Here is a 14,505-nt window from a genome sequence, read left to right as displayed (position 1 = left end):
TCGGGACGACAGGATTTGAACCTGCGACCCCTTGACCCCCAGTCAAGTGCGCTACCAAGCTGCGCCACGTCCCGTTGCCCGTCTGACCTGGGGTTTCCCCCGGTCGAACGCGCAGGGAAACCATACCGCACTCGGGCCGGTGGTCGCGCATCGCTTTCCGGCGCGTGACAGCGGCGCGGCAGGCCCCGGCGGCGTCAGCGCTTCGGCGTGCTCGACGGCTCGTCCCCGGTCGGGGTCCGGGTGGGGGTGCCGCTCGGTGCCGCCGAGGCCGCTTCCACGCGCACCAGCCCGCGCACCGCCGGGATCAGCAGCAGGGCCGCGCACACGGCGAAGCTCGTCGCACCGGCGACGAGCAGCACCCGGCCGGCGCCGAGGACGGAGGCGGCCGGTCCGGCCAGGGCCTGGCCGACGGGCATCATCGCGAGCGAGCCCGCCACGTCGTAGCCGTGGATGCGGTTGAGGACGTCCGGCGGCACCTGGGTCTGCACGGTGGTCGCCCACATCACGCTCCAGAAGGACAGGCCGGCCCCGGCGACGGCGGCTCCGGCCGCCATGGCGGGTACGCCGAGCCCGGCACCGACGCTCGCGGGGAAGGCGGCGAAGCCGACGAGGGCGATCGCACCGGCCCGGAGCATGCGCAGCGGCCGCAGCCGCAGGGCGAGCAGCCCGCCCAGGACGGTCCCCGCGCCCAGGGCGGAGTTGACCAGCCCGTAGGCGCGCGGGCCGTGCTGCTGCACCACCTCGGTGGCGACCAGCGGAACGGTCGGGCCCCAGACCGCGATCATGTAGACGCACCAGACGGCTATGACGCTCCACAGCCACCGGCGCGCTCGGAACTCCCGCCACCCCTGGACCAGGTCGGCACGGAAGGCCCTGCTCCCCCGGCCGGAGACCGCTCGGCTCCCCGGCGCGGGCGGGGGGAGCCGGAGCAGCAGCAGGCACAGGGCGCTGATCGCGTAGGTGGTGGCGTGGGCGGCGAAGACCCCGCCGGGCGAGGCGAAGCCGACCAGGAGTCCCGCCACGGCGGGCCCGGCGAGCTGGGCGGCGGACTCGGCGACGCGTATCGCGCCGTTGGCGCCCTGGACGTCGGAGGCGAGCCGGGGCACGGTGCTGGCGACGCCGGGCTGGAAGACGGCGCCCGCGACCCCGTTGGCGAAGCCGATGGCGCAGATCTGCCAGAGCACGACGTGTCCGGAGAAGAAGAGCGCGGCGGCCGCGGCCTGGGTGCCGAGCCGGACCAGGTCGGCGCCGATCATCAGCTTGCGGGTGCTGAAGCGGTCGGCGAGGACGCCGCCGAAGACGACCAGACCGGCGAAGGCGGCGGCCGTCGCGGCCATGGCGAGACCGACCGCGCCCGCCCCGTACCCGTGCTGGAGCAGTCCGGCGGCGAGCGCGACCGGCAGCATGGTGTCGCCGAGCCGGGCCACGGCTCGGGCGGCGAAGAACAGCGCGAAGTCCCGCGACCAGACGGCCCGCGCCGCCACCGGCCGCGACGACGTACCTGCCATCCCGTGCTCTCCCCCTCCCCCTGCCCTCCCGTCGCGCCGTGCGGCCGACAGCCGGAACCCCCCTCCGGTCCCGGCTGCCACGCACGTCTTCGGATCATGCCACGGGGCACTGACAACGCCCGAGGGGTTTTCAGCCCCCGGTGGGCAGCCCCAGCCGGGGGTGGGCCTCCAGCAGCCGGGGCGGGGCCGCCTGGCGCCAGGAGTCGGCGAGGATGTCGCGCAGCTCGTCCTCGCCCTCCAGGGCGGCGAGCCGGGCCCGCACCCAGGCGAACTGCGCCTCGTGGGCGGCGATCCAGAACTTCTCCGGTTCGGCCAGCACCAGTTCGTCGCGTTCCTCCTTCGGGCAGCGCACCGCGAGGGAGGTCTCCTCCTCGGGCAGCGTCGCGAACATCTTTCCCGCGACCCGGAAGGTGGGCATGCTCCAGGCGATCTTCTCCGTCGTGTCCGGCAGGGACAGGGCGATACGGCGTACGTCTTCTGCGTCCGGCATGACAGGCACGGTAACCGCCGCCACCGACAATCATCCGGCGACCGCGGGCGCGCCCGGCGCCACCCCGACCTGCTTGACGTAGAGCGCCGTCGGCCGCGGTTCCCCGCGCGGGTCGGCCGCGCAGTCGGGGATGGCGCCGGCCGGGGTCCACCCGGCCAACCGGTATGTGGAACGCCCGGGTTGCGGACGCCTCACGCCCGGGACGCCTCGCCGAGGGCGTCGAGGACCGGGCGGATCAGCGGGTGGTCCTCCGCTCCCCGGCGTACGGCGGCGAAGACGCGGCGGGTCGGCGCGACCCCGTCGACCGGGCGGACGACCACGCCGGTGAGATCGGTGCCGTGCAGCGCCGAGCGCGGGACGAGCGCCACCCCGGCGTCGGCCGCGGCCAGGGACACCACGGCGCGGAAGTCGTCCGAGGAGTGTTCGAGGCGGGGCTGGAACCCGGCGCTCTCGCAGGCCAGCACGACCACGTCGTGGCACGGGTTGCCCGGGTAGGGGCCGATCCAGGTGTCCTTGGCCAGCTCGGCGAGCGGCACCTCCTCGGCGTCGGCGAGGCGGTGGGCGACCGGGACGACCGCGTCGAAGGGCTCGGCGTACAGCGGGACGTGGGTCAGGCGCGGGTCGTCGGCGGCGGGCGCGCCGCGGTACTCGACGGCGACGGCCACGTCGACCTGCCGGTCGAGGACCATCGGCAGACTGGCGTCGCCCTCGGCGTCCTGGACGCGGATGCGGATGCCGGGCGCCGAGGCGGCCAGGCGGGCCAGGGCGGGCGCGACGACGAGCGCGATGCCGGTCGCGAAGGAGGCGACCGTGACCGTCCCGGCCTCGCCCGAGCCGTACGCGGCCAGCTCGGCCTCCGCCCGCTCCAGCTGGGCGAGGACGGCGTTGGTGTGGCTGAGCAGGATCTCCCCGGCCGGGGTCAGCCGTACGCCCCTGGCGCCGCGCTCGACCAGGCGGTGCCCGGTCTCCTGCTCCAGGGCGGTGAGCTGCTGGGAGACCGCGGACGGGGTGAGGTACAGCGCGGCGGCGGCCGCCGTCACGGTGCGGTGGTCCGCCACCGCTCGCAGGATGTGCAGCCGCCGCGCCTCGATCATGGGATCGATTCTCTCAGGTCACCGGGGGCTTCAGGCGTCGAGCTGCTCCCGCGCGGAGACGAAGGCGTCCACCGCGCGGTGCACGTCGTCCGTGGAGTGGGCGGCGGAGAGCTGGACGCGGATGCGGGCCTGGTCCTGCGGGACGACCGGGTAGGAGAAGCCGATCACGTACACCCCGCGCTCCAGGAGCAGCTCCGCCATCCGGCCCGCCCGCGTCGCGTCGCCGATCATGACGGGTGCGATGGGGTGGTCGCCGGGGAGGATGTCGAAGCCCTCCTCGGTCATCCGGCGGCGGAACAGGGCGGTGTTCTCGGCGAGCCGTACGCGCAGGTCGTCGGCCGACTCCAGCAGGTCGAGCACCTTGAGGGAGGCGGCGGCGATCACCGGGGCGAGGGTGTTGGAGAACAGGTACGGGCGGGAGCGCTGGCGCAGCAGGGCGACGATCTCCGCGCGGGCGGCGACGTAGCCGCCGGAGGCACCGCCCAGCGCCTTGCCGAGGGTGCCGGTGATGATGTCGACGCGGTCCATGACGCCGTGCAGCTCGGGGGTGCCGCGCCCGCCGGGGCCGACGAAGCCGACGGCGTGCGAGTCGTCGACCATGACCATGGCGTCGTAGCGGTCGGCCAGGTCGCAGATCTCGGCGAGCGGGGCGACGTAGCCGTCCATGGAGAAGACGCCGTCGGTGACGATCAGGCGGCGCCGGGCGTCGGAGGCGTCCTTGAGCTGCCGCTCCAGGTCGGCGAGGTCGCGGTTGGCGTAGCGGAGGCGGCGGGCCTTGGACAGCCGGATGCCGTCGATGATCGAGGCGTGGTTGAGGGCGTCGGAGATCACCGCGTCCTCGGGGCCGAGGAGGGTCTCGAAGACACCGCCGTTGGCGTCGAAGCAGGAGGAGTAGAGGATCGTGTCCTCCTGGCCGAGGAACGCGGAGAGCCGGGCCTCCAGTTCCTTGTGCACCTCCTGGGTGCCGCAGATGAAGCGCACGGAGGCCATGCCGTAGCCCCAGCGGTCCAGTGCCTCGTGGGCGGCGGCGACGACCTCGGGGTGGTCGGCGAGGCCGAGGTAGTTGTTGGCGCAGAAGTTGAGGACCTCGCCGGGGCGGCCGCCCGCGGTGACGTTGACCGTCGCGGACTGCGGGGTGCCGATGACGCGTTCGGGCTTGTGCAGGCCGGCGGCGCGGATCTCGTCGAGGGTGGCGCGCAGGTCGTCGCGCACGGAGTCGAACATCTCAGAAGCTCCTGGAGATAAAGGTGACTTACGCGGTCCAGTCGAGGATGACCTTGCCGCCCCGGCCGCTCGCCGCGTCCGCGAACGCCGCTTCGAAGTCGCGGTGGGAGTACCGGCCGGTGATCACCGGGGCGAGGTCGAGGCCGCCTTCGAGCAGCACGGACATGGCGTACCAGGTCTCGAACATCTCGCGGCCGTAGATGCCCTTGACGGTGATCATGGAGGTGACGATGCGGGCCCAGTCGACCGGGAACTCCTCGGCGGGCAGGCCGAGCATGGCGATCCGGCCGCCGTGCGTCATGTTGGCGATCATGTCGCGCAGGGCCTCGGGGCGGCCGGACATCTCCAGGCCGATGTCGAAGCCCTCGCGCAGGCCCAGCTCGCGCTGTCCGTCGGCGATGGTGGCGTCCGAGACGTTCAGGGCGAGGCTGGCGCCGACCTTGCGGGCCAGGTCCAGCCGCTCCTCGCTCACGTCGGTGATCACGACGTTGCGGGCGCCCGCGTGCCGGGCCACGGCGGCGGCCATCAGGCCGATCGGTCCGGCGCCGGTGATGAGGACGTCCTCGCCGACCAGCGGGAAGGACAGCGCGGTGTGCACGGCGTTGCCGAACGGGTCGAAGATCGCGGCGACGTCGAGGTCGACGGGGACGCGGTGCACCCAGACGTTGGAGGCGGGCAGGGCGACGTACTCGGCGAACGCCCCGTCCCGGCCGACGCCGAGGCCGACGGTGGCGCGGCACAGGTGGCGCCGTCCGGCCAGGCAGTTGCGGCACTTGCCGCAGACCAGGTGGCCCTCGCCGCTGACGCGGTCGCCGGTCTTGATGTCGGTGACGTCGCGCCCGGTGCCGACGACCTCGCCGACGAACTCGTGGCCCACGACGAGCGGGGTGCGGATGGCCTGCCGCGCCCAGCCGTCCCAGGCCCGGATGTGCAGGTCGGTGCCGCAGATGCCGGTGCGCAGCACCTTGATGAGGACGTCACCGGGTCCCACGGCGGGCTCGGGCACGTCCGCGAGCCACAGCCCGGGCTCCGCCTTCTCCTTGACCAGCGCCTTCAACGGAACGGCTCCTGACGGGGGTGAGATCCCGGCGGTGGACACGCCGGAGCGGCCCGCGTCCGGGAAGGGGAGGGGAATCGCACAGCAATCTGCCGTACGACACCGTCCCGGGTCCATCGAGCCTTTCTTAAGCCCGGCCGCAGCTTTCCTTCACGCCGCACGCCCCGGGCGGCCGATCGACCTGCGTTTCACAGCGGAAGCCCGTCCTCCGCGCTGCGCTCGATGCGCCGTACGAGGTCTGCCGCCGTCGACTTGATCGTGGCCAGGCCCGCGGTCCCCCAGGTCCGGGGCCGCACGTCCGAGGCGGACACGGTGCCGAGGACCGTCCCCGTGCTGTCGATGAGCGGGGCGCCGAGGTAGGAGCGGATGCCGAACGCGTCGACGACGGGGTTGCCCGCGAAACGGGGGTAGTCGCGCACGTCCTCCAGGACCAGCGCCTTGCGCCGGACCACCACGTGGGGGCAGAAGCCGTGGTCCCGGGGCTGGAGCCGGCCGAACTCGGGGCTGGTCCCGTCGCCCCGGGTCACCGGCGGGACCTCCGGCACCCGCAGCCCGGCGAAGAACTGCCCGCCCTCCACCAGGAAGTTGACCATCGCGTACGGCGCCTCGGCGAGAGCCGCGAGGTGGGCGGCGAAGGCGTCCAGGGCCGGGTCGGCGCGTTCCGCGAGCCCGAGCAGGCGCAGCCGCCGTACCCGCTCGGGGGCCTCCCGGTCCTCGGGGGTGAGGAGCAGACGTCCGGCCGGGCGCGGCGGGTCGTAGCTCATGGGCGGACTCCGGCGCCGGACCCCGACGCCGGGGCCGGGGTGTGGGCGATGAGGTGGCGTACGAGGGTGAGCAGTGTCTGGACGCCGGAGCTGGAGATCCGGGCGTCGCAGCGCACGATCGGGATCTCGGGGTGCAGGTCCATGGCCGCGCGCACCTCCTCGGGGTCGTAGCGGTAGGAGCCGTCGAACTCGTTGATCGCGACGACGAAGCCGAGTCCGCGCTCCTCGAAGAAGTCGACGGCGGCGAAGGACTCCTCCAGGCGGCGGGTGTCGGCGAGGATCACCGCGCCGAGCGCGCCTTCGCACAGCTCGTCCCACATGAACCAGAAGCGTTCCTGGCCGGGCGTTCCGAACAGGTACAGGACGTGTTGGGGATCGAGGGTGAGGCGGCCGAAGTCCATGGCCACGGTCGTTTCGAGCTTGTTCTCGATTCCGTCGAGGTTGTCGGTCGCGGCGCTGACCGTGGTGAGCAGTTCCTCCGTGCTCAGCGGTGCGATCTCGCTGACCGCGCCGACGAAGGTCGTCTTGCCGACGCCGAATCCGCCCGCCACGAGGATCTTCAGGGCGGTGGGGAACGGGTCGGCGCCTTCGCCGGGTGCGTAGTCAGAGCTGTCGTCGTAGTCCATCGAGCACTGCCTCCAGAAGGGCCCGGTCCGTGGGGTGGTGGTGGAACGCGGCGGGGGGTTTGGTGGTCAGCGCGCCGCAGTCGACGAGGTCCGAGAGCAGCACCTTGGTGACCGCCACCGGGAGCCGCAGATGTGCGGCGAGTTCGGCGACCGGGAGCGGCGCCCGGCACAGGTCGAGTACCTGCGCGTGCTCGGGTCCCAGGTAGCCGAGGGGGGTCGCCCCGGTGGCCATGACCTGGGACATCAGGTCGAGCGCGACGGTGGGCCGGGTACGGCCGTTGCTGACGGTGAAGGGGCGCACCAGCCGTCCGGCCGCGTCGTCGAGCCAGGGCCCGTCGCCGGCCGCGGCCACCGTCAAGGCCTCATCGCCGGGGGTTCGACGGCGTGCTGCCGGGGCGCGGTGACCAGGTAGGGGCGGACGCTCTTGACCAGCATCGCCATCTCGTAGCCGAGGACGGCCGCGTCGGCCTCGCGGCCGGCCAGCACGGCGAGACAGGTGCCGGAACCGGCGGTGGTGACGAAGAGCAGGGTCGAGTCGAGTTCGACGACGACCTGCCGCACGTCCCCGCCGTCGCCGAAGCGGACGCCGGCGCTGCGGCCGAGGGAGTACAGGCCGGAGGCCAGGGCCGCCATGTGGTCGGCGCTGTCGGCGTCGAGTCCGTGGACGGACTTCACCAGTCCGTCGGCGGACAGGAGCACCGCGCTGCTGGTGTGCGGCACGCGCTGGACGAGGCCGCTCATCAGCCAGTCGAGGTCGGACACTTGGCCGGTCGGCGCATCGCTCGCCATGGTGGATCGACTCCTTGGGGTACGAAGGTCTGCGGGAGCGCTGGTCATGAGGGTGGGGGTGGAGGTGGGGGTGGTCGTGCGGGTGGTCATTCGGCGGTCACGCCCGGGTCGCGGTGGGTCGGTGCCCAAGGCGCCGGTTCGGTGTGCTGCTGGGCCTCCGCGAGGCCGACGCCGCGCTGGAAGGCGGCCATCAGACCCGGGTCGTGCCCGGTGTACTGCTCGGGTTCCTGGCGGGGCGCGGGGCCACCGCGCAACTGGGGCGCGATGTGCTCCTGGGCGCGGCGGCGCGGCAGTCCGGGTTTGCCCATGGTGCCGCGCACCACGCTGTGCCGCGGGACGGGCGGGGTGGCCTCGTGCTCGGCGAGGACGCCCCGGTCCTCGGAGCGCACACCGGGCACGGCGGCGGCCGGGGTGGGGCGGTTCCGGTGCGTGCCGCGCACGGGCAGCGGCACGGGTTCGCCGTCGGCCCCGCGCGCCTGGGCCGGACCGGGCGCCGCGGGGGCGGGAACGGGAACAGGCGGGGCGGGAACGGGAACGGGCGGGGCCGGTGCGGGCGATGGCGGGGCGGGTGCGTCCGGCACCGTCGGCGGCATCGCGGGGGCCACGGCCCGCGGCTGCTGCCGGGACGGCGGCACGGGCACCGGCTCGCCCCCGGCGACCTCCGCCGGGCGGGCCGCGCCCCCGGGGAGCGCCCCCGGCTCCGTGCCCAACAGGGCCTGCGGCACGACCAGTACGGCCTGGACACCGCCGTAGATGTTGGTCTGCAACCGCACGGTGATCCCGTGCCGCTTGGCGAGCTGGGAGACGACGAACAGCCCGATGCGCCCGTCCGCCAGCAGGCGGGCGACGTTGACCTGGTCGGGGTCGGCGAGCAGGGCGTTCATCCGGCTCTGCTCGCCGACGGGCATGCCCAGTCCGCGGTCCTCGACCTCGACGGCCAGGCCCGAGGTGACGAGGTTGGCGCGCATCAGCACCTGGGTCTGCGGGGCGGAGAACAGGGTGGCGTTCTCGACGAGTTCGGCCAGCAGGTGGATGACGTCGGCGACCGCGTGGCCGCGCAGGGTGCCGTCGATCGGCGGGACCAGCCGGACCCGGGAGTACTGCTCGACCTCGGCGATGGCCGAGCGCAGTACCTCGGTCATGTCGACCGGGTTGCTCCACTGGCGGCGGGAGACGGCACCGCCGAGCACGGCGAGGTTCTCGGCGTGGCGGCGGATGCGGGTGGCGAGGTGGTCGACGTGGAAGAGGCCCTTGAGGAGGTCGGGGTCCTCGATCTCGTTCTCCAGCTCGTCCAGGATGGAGATCTCCCGGTGCACCAGGGACTGGAGGCGCCGGGCGAGGTTGACGAAGACCTCCAGCTTCTGTTCGCTGCCCGCCTGGCTGGAGAGCTGGGCGGCCCGGACGACGGCGATGACGGCGCCGTCGTGGGCGCGGGAGAGGTCGGCGGCGAGCAGTTCGAGGTCGTCGGCGTCGTCCGGCGGTCCGCCGCGCGGGGTGCGCGGGGGCGGGGCCTCGCCGCGGCGCAACGCCTCGACGACGGCGCGCAGGTCGCCCTCGTGGCGCGCGGTGCTGCGCCGCAGGGCGCCGACGCGGTCGTGCACGGACCGCGCGGCGCGGTCGGCGGCGACGGCGGCGATGACGACGGCCGCGAGGGTCACCGAGACCGCCCCGGCCAGCACGACCCACAGGACGGGGGCGGGCCGGGCGCCGGTGGACCGGACGGTGAACAGGACGACCGCGCAGGCGCTGAGGGCGACCGCGACCGGCGGCAGGACGGCGAGCCTCAGGAGTTGGGACCGTATGTGGGTCTCGGGGAGCGCGGCGGTGGTACGTGGGGCCGGCCGGCCGTGCCGCCCGCCCTCGCGGCGGTCTGCTCGCGCGGCCGGGGCGCGGAGGTGAGACATCGGTGTCCTCGTACTGGTCCGTGTACTGGTCCGTCGGCCCTGCGTCGCCCGACGGACACTGACAGTAGTCGTCCGCTCCTCATGTGCGGTGGGCAGTTGCCAAAGTCCCCCGGGCAACGTCCCGCTCTGGTATGAGGCCTCGTACGACAGACCGATACGCCGGAGACACCGGGTGGTCCGGAAGCGAGGGGACAGCGGATTCCCGGCTGGAATTCACTCTTGACTCCCTGAGCGCACAGGGGTTCGACGGCATCCCGCCGTCGGGCGGGTCGCGTCGGACCGTCGTGACCTCGGCGGGCTGCCGGAAAATAACTTCAGGACTTCGGGAAGGTCCTGGCCGTCCGTCCCGGGTCGAGGGTGTAGTTCCAGGTGCCGTGCCAGTCGTGGGGTGTCAGTGGCAGGGGGGCGGCGTCGTCCGGGGCGTGGACGCGGACGGGGCCCGGGACGGGTCCCCGGGCGGGGCCGGACTCGGCGGGGGCGACCGGGCCCGTGCCGGTGACGGCCTCGCCGATCCCCTGGACGACGACTTCGTGACTGGTCAGCGGCCACCCCCGCCAGTGCGTGCTGACGCGTGACAGGAGCCAGTGCTCGCTCCGGTTCCATTTCGAGGTTCCCGGCGGGAGGTGGCAGGCCGTCACGGTCAGGCCGGTGGAGCGGGCGAAGTCCGCGAGTCCCCTCTGCCACGCCCGCGCCCGGCAACCGTCCGGGCCTCCGGCGTCCGCGGTGATCAGCAGGCGCGCGGCGTGCGGGTAGCGGCGGTGGCCCTCGCCGTCCCACCAGCGCCGCAGCGTGGCCACCGCGAACGCGGCCGTGTCCCCCTCGCAGCCGGCCGGCGCCCGGCCGGCGTCGGCGGGCGGTTCGTGGAGCCCGTGCGGGTCGGTCCCGGCGCCCGCGCAGTGGGCCGGCATCGGCGCCCTCCTGGCGTCCACACTGATCACCGGCTGCCCGGCGTCGGCGAACTCCCGGACCCGGCTGCTGATGTAGCGGAACTGGGCGTCCCGGTCCGGGTGGCGGGCCCCCGCTGTCGTGCGGCCGGCACCCCGCAGGGAGAACCCTTCCTCCTTCAGTAACGCCGCCACCGTGTCCGAACCGACCCTGAGCCCCTGCGCGGTCAGCGTCTGGGCCAGCTTCCGGGTCGACTTCGTCGTCCACAGCAGCGGCGGCTCCGGATCCCCGTGGGGTCCCGGTTCCACCAGTGCCAGCAGGGCCGGCACCAGGCCGGGGTGCTTCTCCCGCAGCCGCTTGCGCCCGCCGCCCGCACGCCGCACCCGGCCGGGCGGCCCCGGGTCGCCGGCGAGTTCCGCCACCCCGCGCGCGACCGTCTCCCGCGAGACTCCGGCAGCCCCGGCCACCAGCCGGATGCCGCCGCGCCCCAGAGCCCTCGCGTCCGCCCCCAGTGCCAGCCGCCGCTGCCGCTCGTCCAGATGCGGCAACAAGCAGGCGTACTTCTCCGCCAGAACCGCCTCGATCCCCTCGGCCACAACAACACCCTACGGCTCCGGCGGCCCGGCGAGAACCCGGAGTTATTTTTCGGCGGTGCGCCGCCGTAGTGTCGTAGAACAATCCATCCCACCATGTTGCGGCCATTTGCAGCCAACCTGGACCGTAGCACTACCGTTACCTTGGATCGATGCTTTAGATTCGGCGCAGGAATTCGATCTGCGCAGCATTCTTCACCAGCGGCTTTGGCGATCAAATACGGTCACCGGGAGCGGAATGGAACCCTTCTGTAACACAGAGCGAAGCCTGGCCACCGCACTTCAGGAAGCAGCTAGAAGAGGGACCATCAGGGGGACAAGATTTCGTGTCGGCCGGAAAGAACACGTGTACAATCTCGGTCAGCCAGACGCGCACATCTATCTGGTCGAGAGCGGCCAGGTGAAAACACTGACGCACACCCGCGACGGAAAGCAGTGCCTGCTGTCCATACACGGTCCCGGCGACGTGTTCGGGGAGTCGAGCGTGCTGGCCGCCAAGCACACCGAGACCGCACAGGCCATGCAGGTCACGACGTTGGTGCAGGTCCACGTCGCACAGATCATGAACGACTGTGATCCGCCGCTGCGTGAGGCGCTGATCGGCCACATGGCGAACCGTCTGCTGGAGCAGCAGCAGGTGATCGCCAATCTGGTGACGATGGACAGTGAGCACAGGCTGGCGGCTCTACTGGTGAAGCTCGGGGAAAAGGTGGGAAGACGCAAGGACCAGACCGCTCAGATACGCGATCGCATAACTCAGGAAGAGCTGGCGGAAATGGTCGGGACAACCCGTTCCCGCGTCGGCTACTTCCTCAAGCGATTCTCGGTGGCCGGCGTGGTGCACCGCACCGAGGAAGCACACCTGTGTATTCACATAGCCGAGCTGACGGACTACCTTGAGAAGTCCTCCTTGTCCGCCGGTCTGTAGGACCTGCACACCGGAGCGGGATATCCCGGAACATTCGGCGGCGCCCCGGTGGCGCCGCCGGATTCCGAGGACTCCTCCCGCACCGCCTTCTCCATCCGGCGGACCATTTCTTCCAGCAGGCGCTGGGACGTGCCGAAATTGAGCCGGATGAAGCCCTCGCTCCCGTACTCCCGGCCGTCACTGACGGCGACCTTGCCGCGGCCGAGGAAGAACTCCGCCAGATCGTCACTGCCCAGCCGGTCGGCCAGCCGCCGGCCGTCGAGCCACGCCAGATAGCTCGCCTCGGGCGGGACCAGCTCCAGGTCCGGACCGAAGGACTCGAACAGTTCGACGAGCATCCTCCGGCTGCCGTGCAGGTAATGGCGGACGGCACGCAGCCAGGGATCGCCCCGGGTGAAGGCGGCTTCGCTCGCGCTCACCCCGAGTATGCCCACGCCGTCCCGTTCCCTCGGCCGCATCTCCATGAGCCGGTCGTGGTCCCTGGGCCGGCCGGCCACCGCCATCGCGCACTTCAGACCCGACAGGTTCCAGCCCTTGCTCGCCGAGGCCGCCGTCACCGTCGCCACTCGCGCCGCCTCGGGCAGCGAACCGAGCGGCACGTGCCGGTGTCCCGGGTGCGTGAGCGGCGCGTGCACCTCGTCGGAGATCACCGCGACCCCGAACTCCGCGGCCAGCGCGAGGACTTCGCGCAGTTCGTCGCCGGTCAGCACCCGCCCGGTGGGGTTGTGCGGGTTGCACAGGAAGTACGCGGCGGCCCCTGCCCGGAAGGCCCCGGCCAGCCCCTCCAGATCGAGCCGCCAGCGGCCCCCGCGCAGCCGCATCGGCCGGGGCACGACCTGGCGGCCGGCCGCGGCGATGGCCTCGAAGTAGGGCGGATACGCGGGCACGTCGACGACGACGCCGTCGCCCGGCTCGGTGAACCGCTCCAGCGCCACCTCCATCACCCGCATGGTGTCCGGGAACAGCACCACCCTCCGCGGCTCCACCCGCCAGTCGTAACTCGCCCGCGCCCAGGCCGCGAACGCCCGCTGCACGGGCGCCTCGGTGGTGTAGGCGTAGGCGTAGCCGAGGTCGCCGCCCACCGTGAGGTGCGCCCGGATGGCTTCGAGCACCGGCTCGGCGACGGGGAAGTCCATCTCGGCGATGAACGCCGGGAGTATGTCGGGCGGGTAGCGCCGCCACTTCTCGCTGCGCCGGGTGGACAGCGAGACCGCGCGCAACCCGTCGAACAGGTGGACCAGCTCCTGCTGTACCTCCGACAACGACTCCTCCTCCGTCGCTTGGGCGGGGCCGCGGCGGGGCCGCCCCGGGTGCCGGGGCGGCGCCGGGTCTCACCAGGTGACCGGCAGTTCCTTGACGCCGTGGATGCCGAACAGGTGGTGCCAGAACGGCACGTCGGCCGCGGGGACGGCGAGCCGTAGTCCGGGCAGCCGGTCGAACAGCCGGCCCACGGTGACCTGGAGCTCGACGCGGGCCAGGGACTGCCCGGGGCACTGGTGGGGGCCGTGGCCGAAGGCGAGCTGGCCGCGGGCGGTGCGGGTCACATCGAAGCGGTCGGGGTCGGGGAAGACGTCGGGGTCCCGGTTGGCCGTCGCCAGCTGGCACACGACGCCCTCCCCCGCGCGCACGGTCTGCTCCCCGAGGGTGACGTCCTCGGTGGCGATCCGGTTCATGCCGATCTGCATGGCCGTCTGGTGCCGCAGCAGTTCGTCCACCGCGCCCGGCAGCAGTGCCGGGTCGGCGCGCAGGGCGGCCAGTTGCTCCGGGTTCTGCAGCAGCAGCATGGTGCCGGTGCCGATCATGGTCGCGGTGGTGTGGTGGCCGGCGGCGAGCAGCAGCCAGGCGATGACGGCGACCTCGGCGCGGTCCAGCAGCCCGGGGGCGACCTGTTCGACCAGCAGCCGGCTGATCAGGTCGTCGCCGGGCTGCTTCTCCTTGGCCGCCACCACCCCTTCGAGATGGTGCAGGATGTCGTCCTTGGCCCGCAGCGTCTCCTCGGGGGTGCTGCGGCCGTTGATGAGGACCCGGGTGCGGGACTCGAACAGCGGGCTGTCCTCGGCCGGCACCCCGAGCAGTTCGCACACGACGGTGGACGGCACGGGGTAGGCGAGTTCCTCCATCAGGTCGAGCGGGCCGCCGCGCTGCTCCATCAGGTCCAGGCGGTGGTCCACGATCTGCTCGATCCGGGACCGCAGTTCCTCCGCCCTGCGGCCGGTGAAGTCCCTGGCGAGCATCCGGCGGTAGCGCAGGTGCTCGGCGCCGTCCAGCCGCGGGAAGGTGCCCTTGAGGACCTGGGGCACGGGCCGGGGGAACATCCGCGGGAAGTCCGGGTGGCCGCTGTCGGCGCTGAAGCGGGGGTCGTCCAGCACGGCCCGTACGTCCCGGTGCCGGGTGACCACGCGCGCCGTCTGTCCGCTGGGCAGGGTGACCCGGGCGAACGGGTCCTCGGCCTGGAACCGACGGTATCCGGGCGGCGGGTCGAAGGGGCAGCCCGGTGCCTTCTCCTGCGGGAAGGCGGGCGGTTCGGCATCGGCGTCCCGCAGCGGTCCGGCGTTGTCGGTCGTGTCCGTCATAGGAAACCCTTCCCTCGCTGCCACCATCGGCCCGCTCCCGGCACGGGTGGCGACCCTACGTTCCGGCGGT

General features: G+C 73.0%; 13 protein-coding genes, 1 tRNA gene and 1 pseudogene. 1 reads left to right on the top strand and 14 read right to left on the bottom strand.

All coding sequences use genetic code 11. From position 1 onward, the window contains the following. From ACIRGB_RS12815 to ACIRGB_RS12760, 12 genes and pseudogenes are all read right to left on the bottom strand, one after another. Positions 1-74 (bottom strand) — tRNA-Pro (locus ACIRGB_RS12815). Between the two features lie 120 nt (positions 75-194). Then, on the bottom strand, positions 195-1,508 hold the full coding sequence (locus ACIRGB_RS12810; protein ID WP_403862611.1) for an MFS transporter: 1,314 nt from the start codon (positions 1,506-1,508) through the stop codon (positions 195-197). 130 nt (positions 1,509-1,638) lie between these two features. Beyond that, positions 1,639-1,998 (bottom strand): MmcQ/YjbR family DNA-binding protein, encoded by a 360-nt coding sequence (locus tag ACIRGB_RS12805; RefSeq protein WP_403862608.1) that lies wholly within the window; start codon positions 1,996-1,998, stop codon positions 1,639-1,641. A 191-nt stretch (positions 1,999-2,189) separates the two neighbouring features. After that, positions 2,190-3,092, bottom strand: coding sequence for a LysR family transcriptional regulator (locus ACIRGB_RS12800; RefSeq protein WP_403862605.1), 903 nt, complete (start codon positions 3,090-3,092; stop codon positions 2,190-2,192). A 30-nt stretch (positions 3,093-3,122) separates the two neighbouring features. Then, positions 3,123-4,316, bottom strand: coding sequence for a glycine C-acetyltransferase (locus ACIRGB_RS12795; protein WP_403862601.1), 1,194 nt, complete (start codon positions 4,314-4,316; stop codon positions 3,123-3,125). A gap of 28 nt (positions 4,317-4,344) precedes the next feature. Further along, a complete protein-coding gene (gene tdh, locus ACIRGB_RS12790; protein WP_403862598.1) occupies positions 4,345-5,373 on the bottom strand; it encodes an L-threonine 3-dehydrogenase in 1,029 nt (342 codons plus the stop codon). 188 nt (positions 5,374-5,561) lie between these two features. Then, positions 5,562-6,137, bottom strand: a complete 576-nt coding sequence (locus tag ACIRGB_RS12785; RefSeq protein ID WP_403862595.1) for a GAF domain-containing protein — start codon at positions 6,135-6,137, stop codon at positions 5,562-5,564. Further along, positions 6,134-6,763, bottom strand: a complete 630-nt coding sequence (locus tag ACIRGB_RS12780; RefSeq protein WP_403862592.1) for a GTP-binding protein — start codon at positions 6,761-6,763, stop codon at positions 6,134-6,136. The genes ACIRGB_RS12785 and ACIRGB_RS12780 overlap by 4 nt, the downstream gene beginning before the upstream one ends. After that, positions 6,741-7,115 (bottom strand): DUF742 domain-containing protein, encoded by a 375-nt coding sequence (locus ACIRGB_RS12775; protein WP_403862589.1) that lies wholly within the window; start codon positions 7,113-7,115, stop codon positions 6,741-6,743. Before ACIRGB_RS12775 ends, ACIRGB_RS12780 begins: the two co-directional genes overlap by 23 nt. A gap of 2 nt (positions 7,116-7,117) precedes the next feature. Next, positions 7,118-7,552 carry a roadblock/LC7 domain-containing protein gene (locus ACIRGB_RS12770; protein WP_030189437.1) on the bottom strand — a complete coding sequence of 145 codons (435 nt, stop codon included), beginning with the start codon at positions 7,550-7,552 and terminating at the stop codon, positions 7,118-7,120. A gap of 86 nt (positions 7,553-7,638) precedes the next feature. Further along, a complete protein-coding gene (locus tag ACIRGB_RS12765) occupies positions 7,639-9,456 on the bottom strand; it encodes a sensor histidine kinase (RefSeq protein WP_403862586.1) in 1,818 nt (605 codons plus the stop codon). 347 nt (positions 9,457-9,803) lie between these two features. Then, positions 9,804-10,925: pseudogene (locus tag ACIRGB_RS12760) on the bottom strand (ISAzo13 family transposase); the annotation flags it as partial. Here ACIRGB_RS12760 and ACIRGB_RS12755 point away from each other — a divergent pair. Then, entirely contained in the window at positions 10,816-11,862 is a 1,047-nt protein-coding gene (locus ACIRGB_RS12755; protein ID WP_403862584.1) for a Crp/Fnr family transcriptional regulator, read from the top strand. The pseudogene ACIRGB_RS12760 and the gene ACIRGB_RS12755 overlap by 110 nt on opposite strands. Here the strand turns inward: ACIRGB_RS12755 and ACIRGB_RS12750 are convergent. Both ACIRGB_RS12750 and ACIRGB_RS12745 read right to left on the bottom strand, forming a co-directional pair. After that, complete coding sequence (locus tag ACIRGB_RS12750) at positions 11,826-13,124, bottom strand: MalY/PatB family protein (protein ID WP_403862581.1); 1,299 nt, start codon at positions 13,122-13,124, stop codon at positions 11,826-11,828. The genes ACIRGB_RS12755 and ACIRGB_RS12750 overlap by 37 nt on opposite strands. A 69-nt stretch (positions 13,125-13,193) precedes the next feature. After that, the gene (locus tag ACIRGB_RS12745) at positions 13,194-14,435 is read right to left on the bottom strand and encodes a cytochrome P450 (protein WP_403862578.1); all 1,242 of its coding nucleotides are present in this window, start codon (positions 14,433-14,435) and stop codon (positions 13,194-13,196) included. Positions 14,436-14,505 lie beyond the last annotated feature (70 nt).

It is taken from the genome of Streptomyces sp. NPDC102490, from assembly GCF_044765285.1.
Lineage (GTDB): Bacteria > Actinomycetota > Actinomycetes > Streptomycetales > Streptomycetaceae > Streptomyces.
This window is presented reverse-complemented; position numbering and strand designations above follow the sequence as displayed.

What these genes read in the sequence shown, in the direction of transcription:
- ACIRGB_RS12780 (WP_403862592.1), bottom strand. Translation starts at nt 6,763, where the DNA reads ATGGACTACGACGACAGCTCTGACTACGCACCCGGCGAAGGCGCCGAC.
- ACIRGB_RS12800 (WP_403862605.1), bottom strand. Translation starts at nt 3,092, where the DNA reads ATGATCGAGGCGCGGCGGCTGCACATCCTGCGAGCGGTGGCGGACCAC.
- ACIRGB_RS12810 (WP_403862611.1), bottom strand. Translation starts at nt 1,508, where the DNA reads ATGGCAGGTACGTCGTCGCGGCCGGTGGCGGCGCGGGCCGTCTGGTCG.
- ACIRGB_RS12770 (WP_030189437.1), bottom strand. Translation starts at nt 7,552, where the DNA reads ATGGCGAGCGATGCGCCGACCGGCCAAGTGTCCGACCTCGACTGGCTG.
- ACIRGB_RS12805 (WP_403862608.1), bottom strand. Translation starts at nt 1,998, where the DNA reads ATGCCGGACGCAGAAGACGTACGCCGTATCGCCCTGTCCCTGCCGGAC.
- ACIRGB_RS12765 (WP_403862586.1), bottom strand. Translation starts at nt 9,456, where the DNA reads ATGTCTCACCTCCGCGCCCCGGCCGCGCGAGCAGACCGCCGCGAGGGC.
- ACIRGB_RS12795 (WP_403862601.1), bottom strand. Translation starts at nt 4,316, where the DNA reads ATGTTCGACTCCGTGCGCGACGACCTGCGCGCCACCCTCGACGAGATC.
- ACIRGB_RS12745 (WP_403862578.1), bottom strand. Translation starts at nt 14,435, where the DNA reads ATGACGGACACGACCGACAACGCCGGACCGCTGCGGGACGCCGATGCC.
- ACIRGB_RS12755 (WP_403862584.1), top strand. Translation starts at nt 10,816, where the DNA reads ATGCCGCCGCGCCCCAGAGCCCTCGCGTCCGCCCCCAGTGCCAGCCGC.
- ACIRGB_RS12785 (WP_403862595.1), bottom strand. Translation starts at nt 6,137, where the DNA reads ATGAGCTACGACCCGCCGCGCCCGGCCGGACGTCTGCTCCTCACCCCC.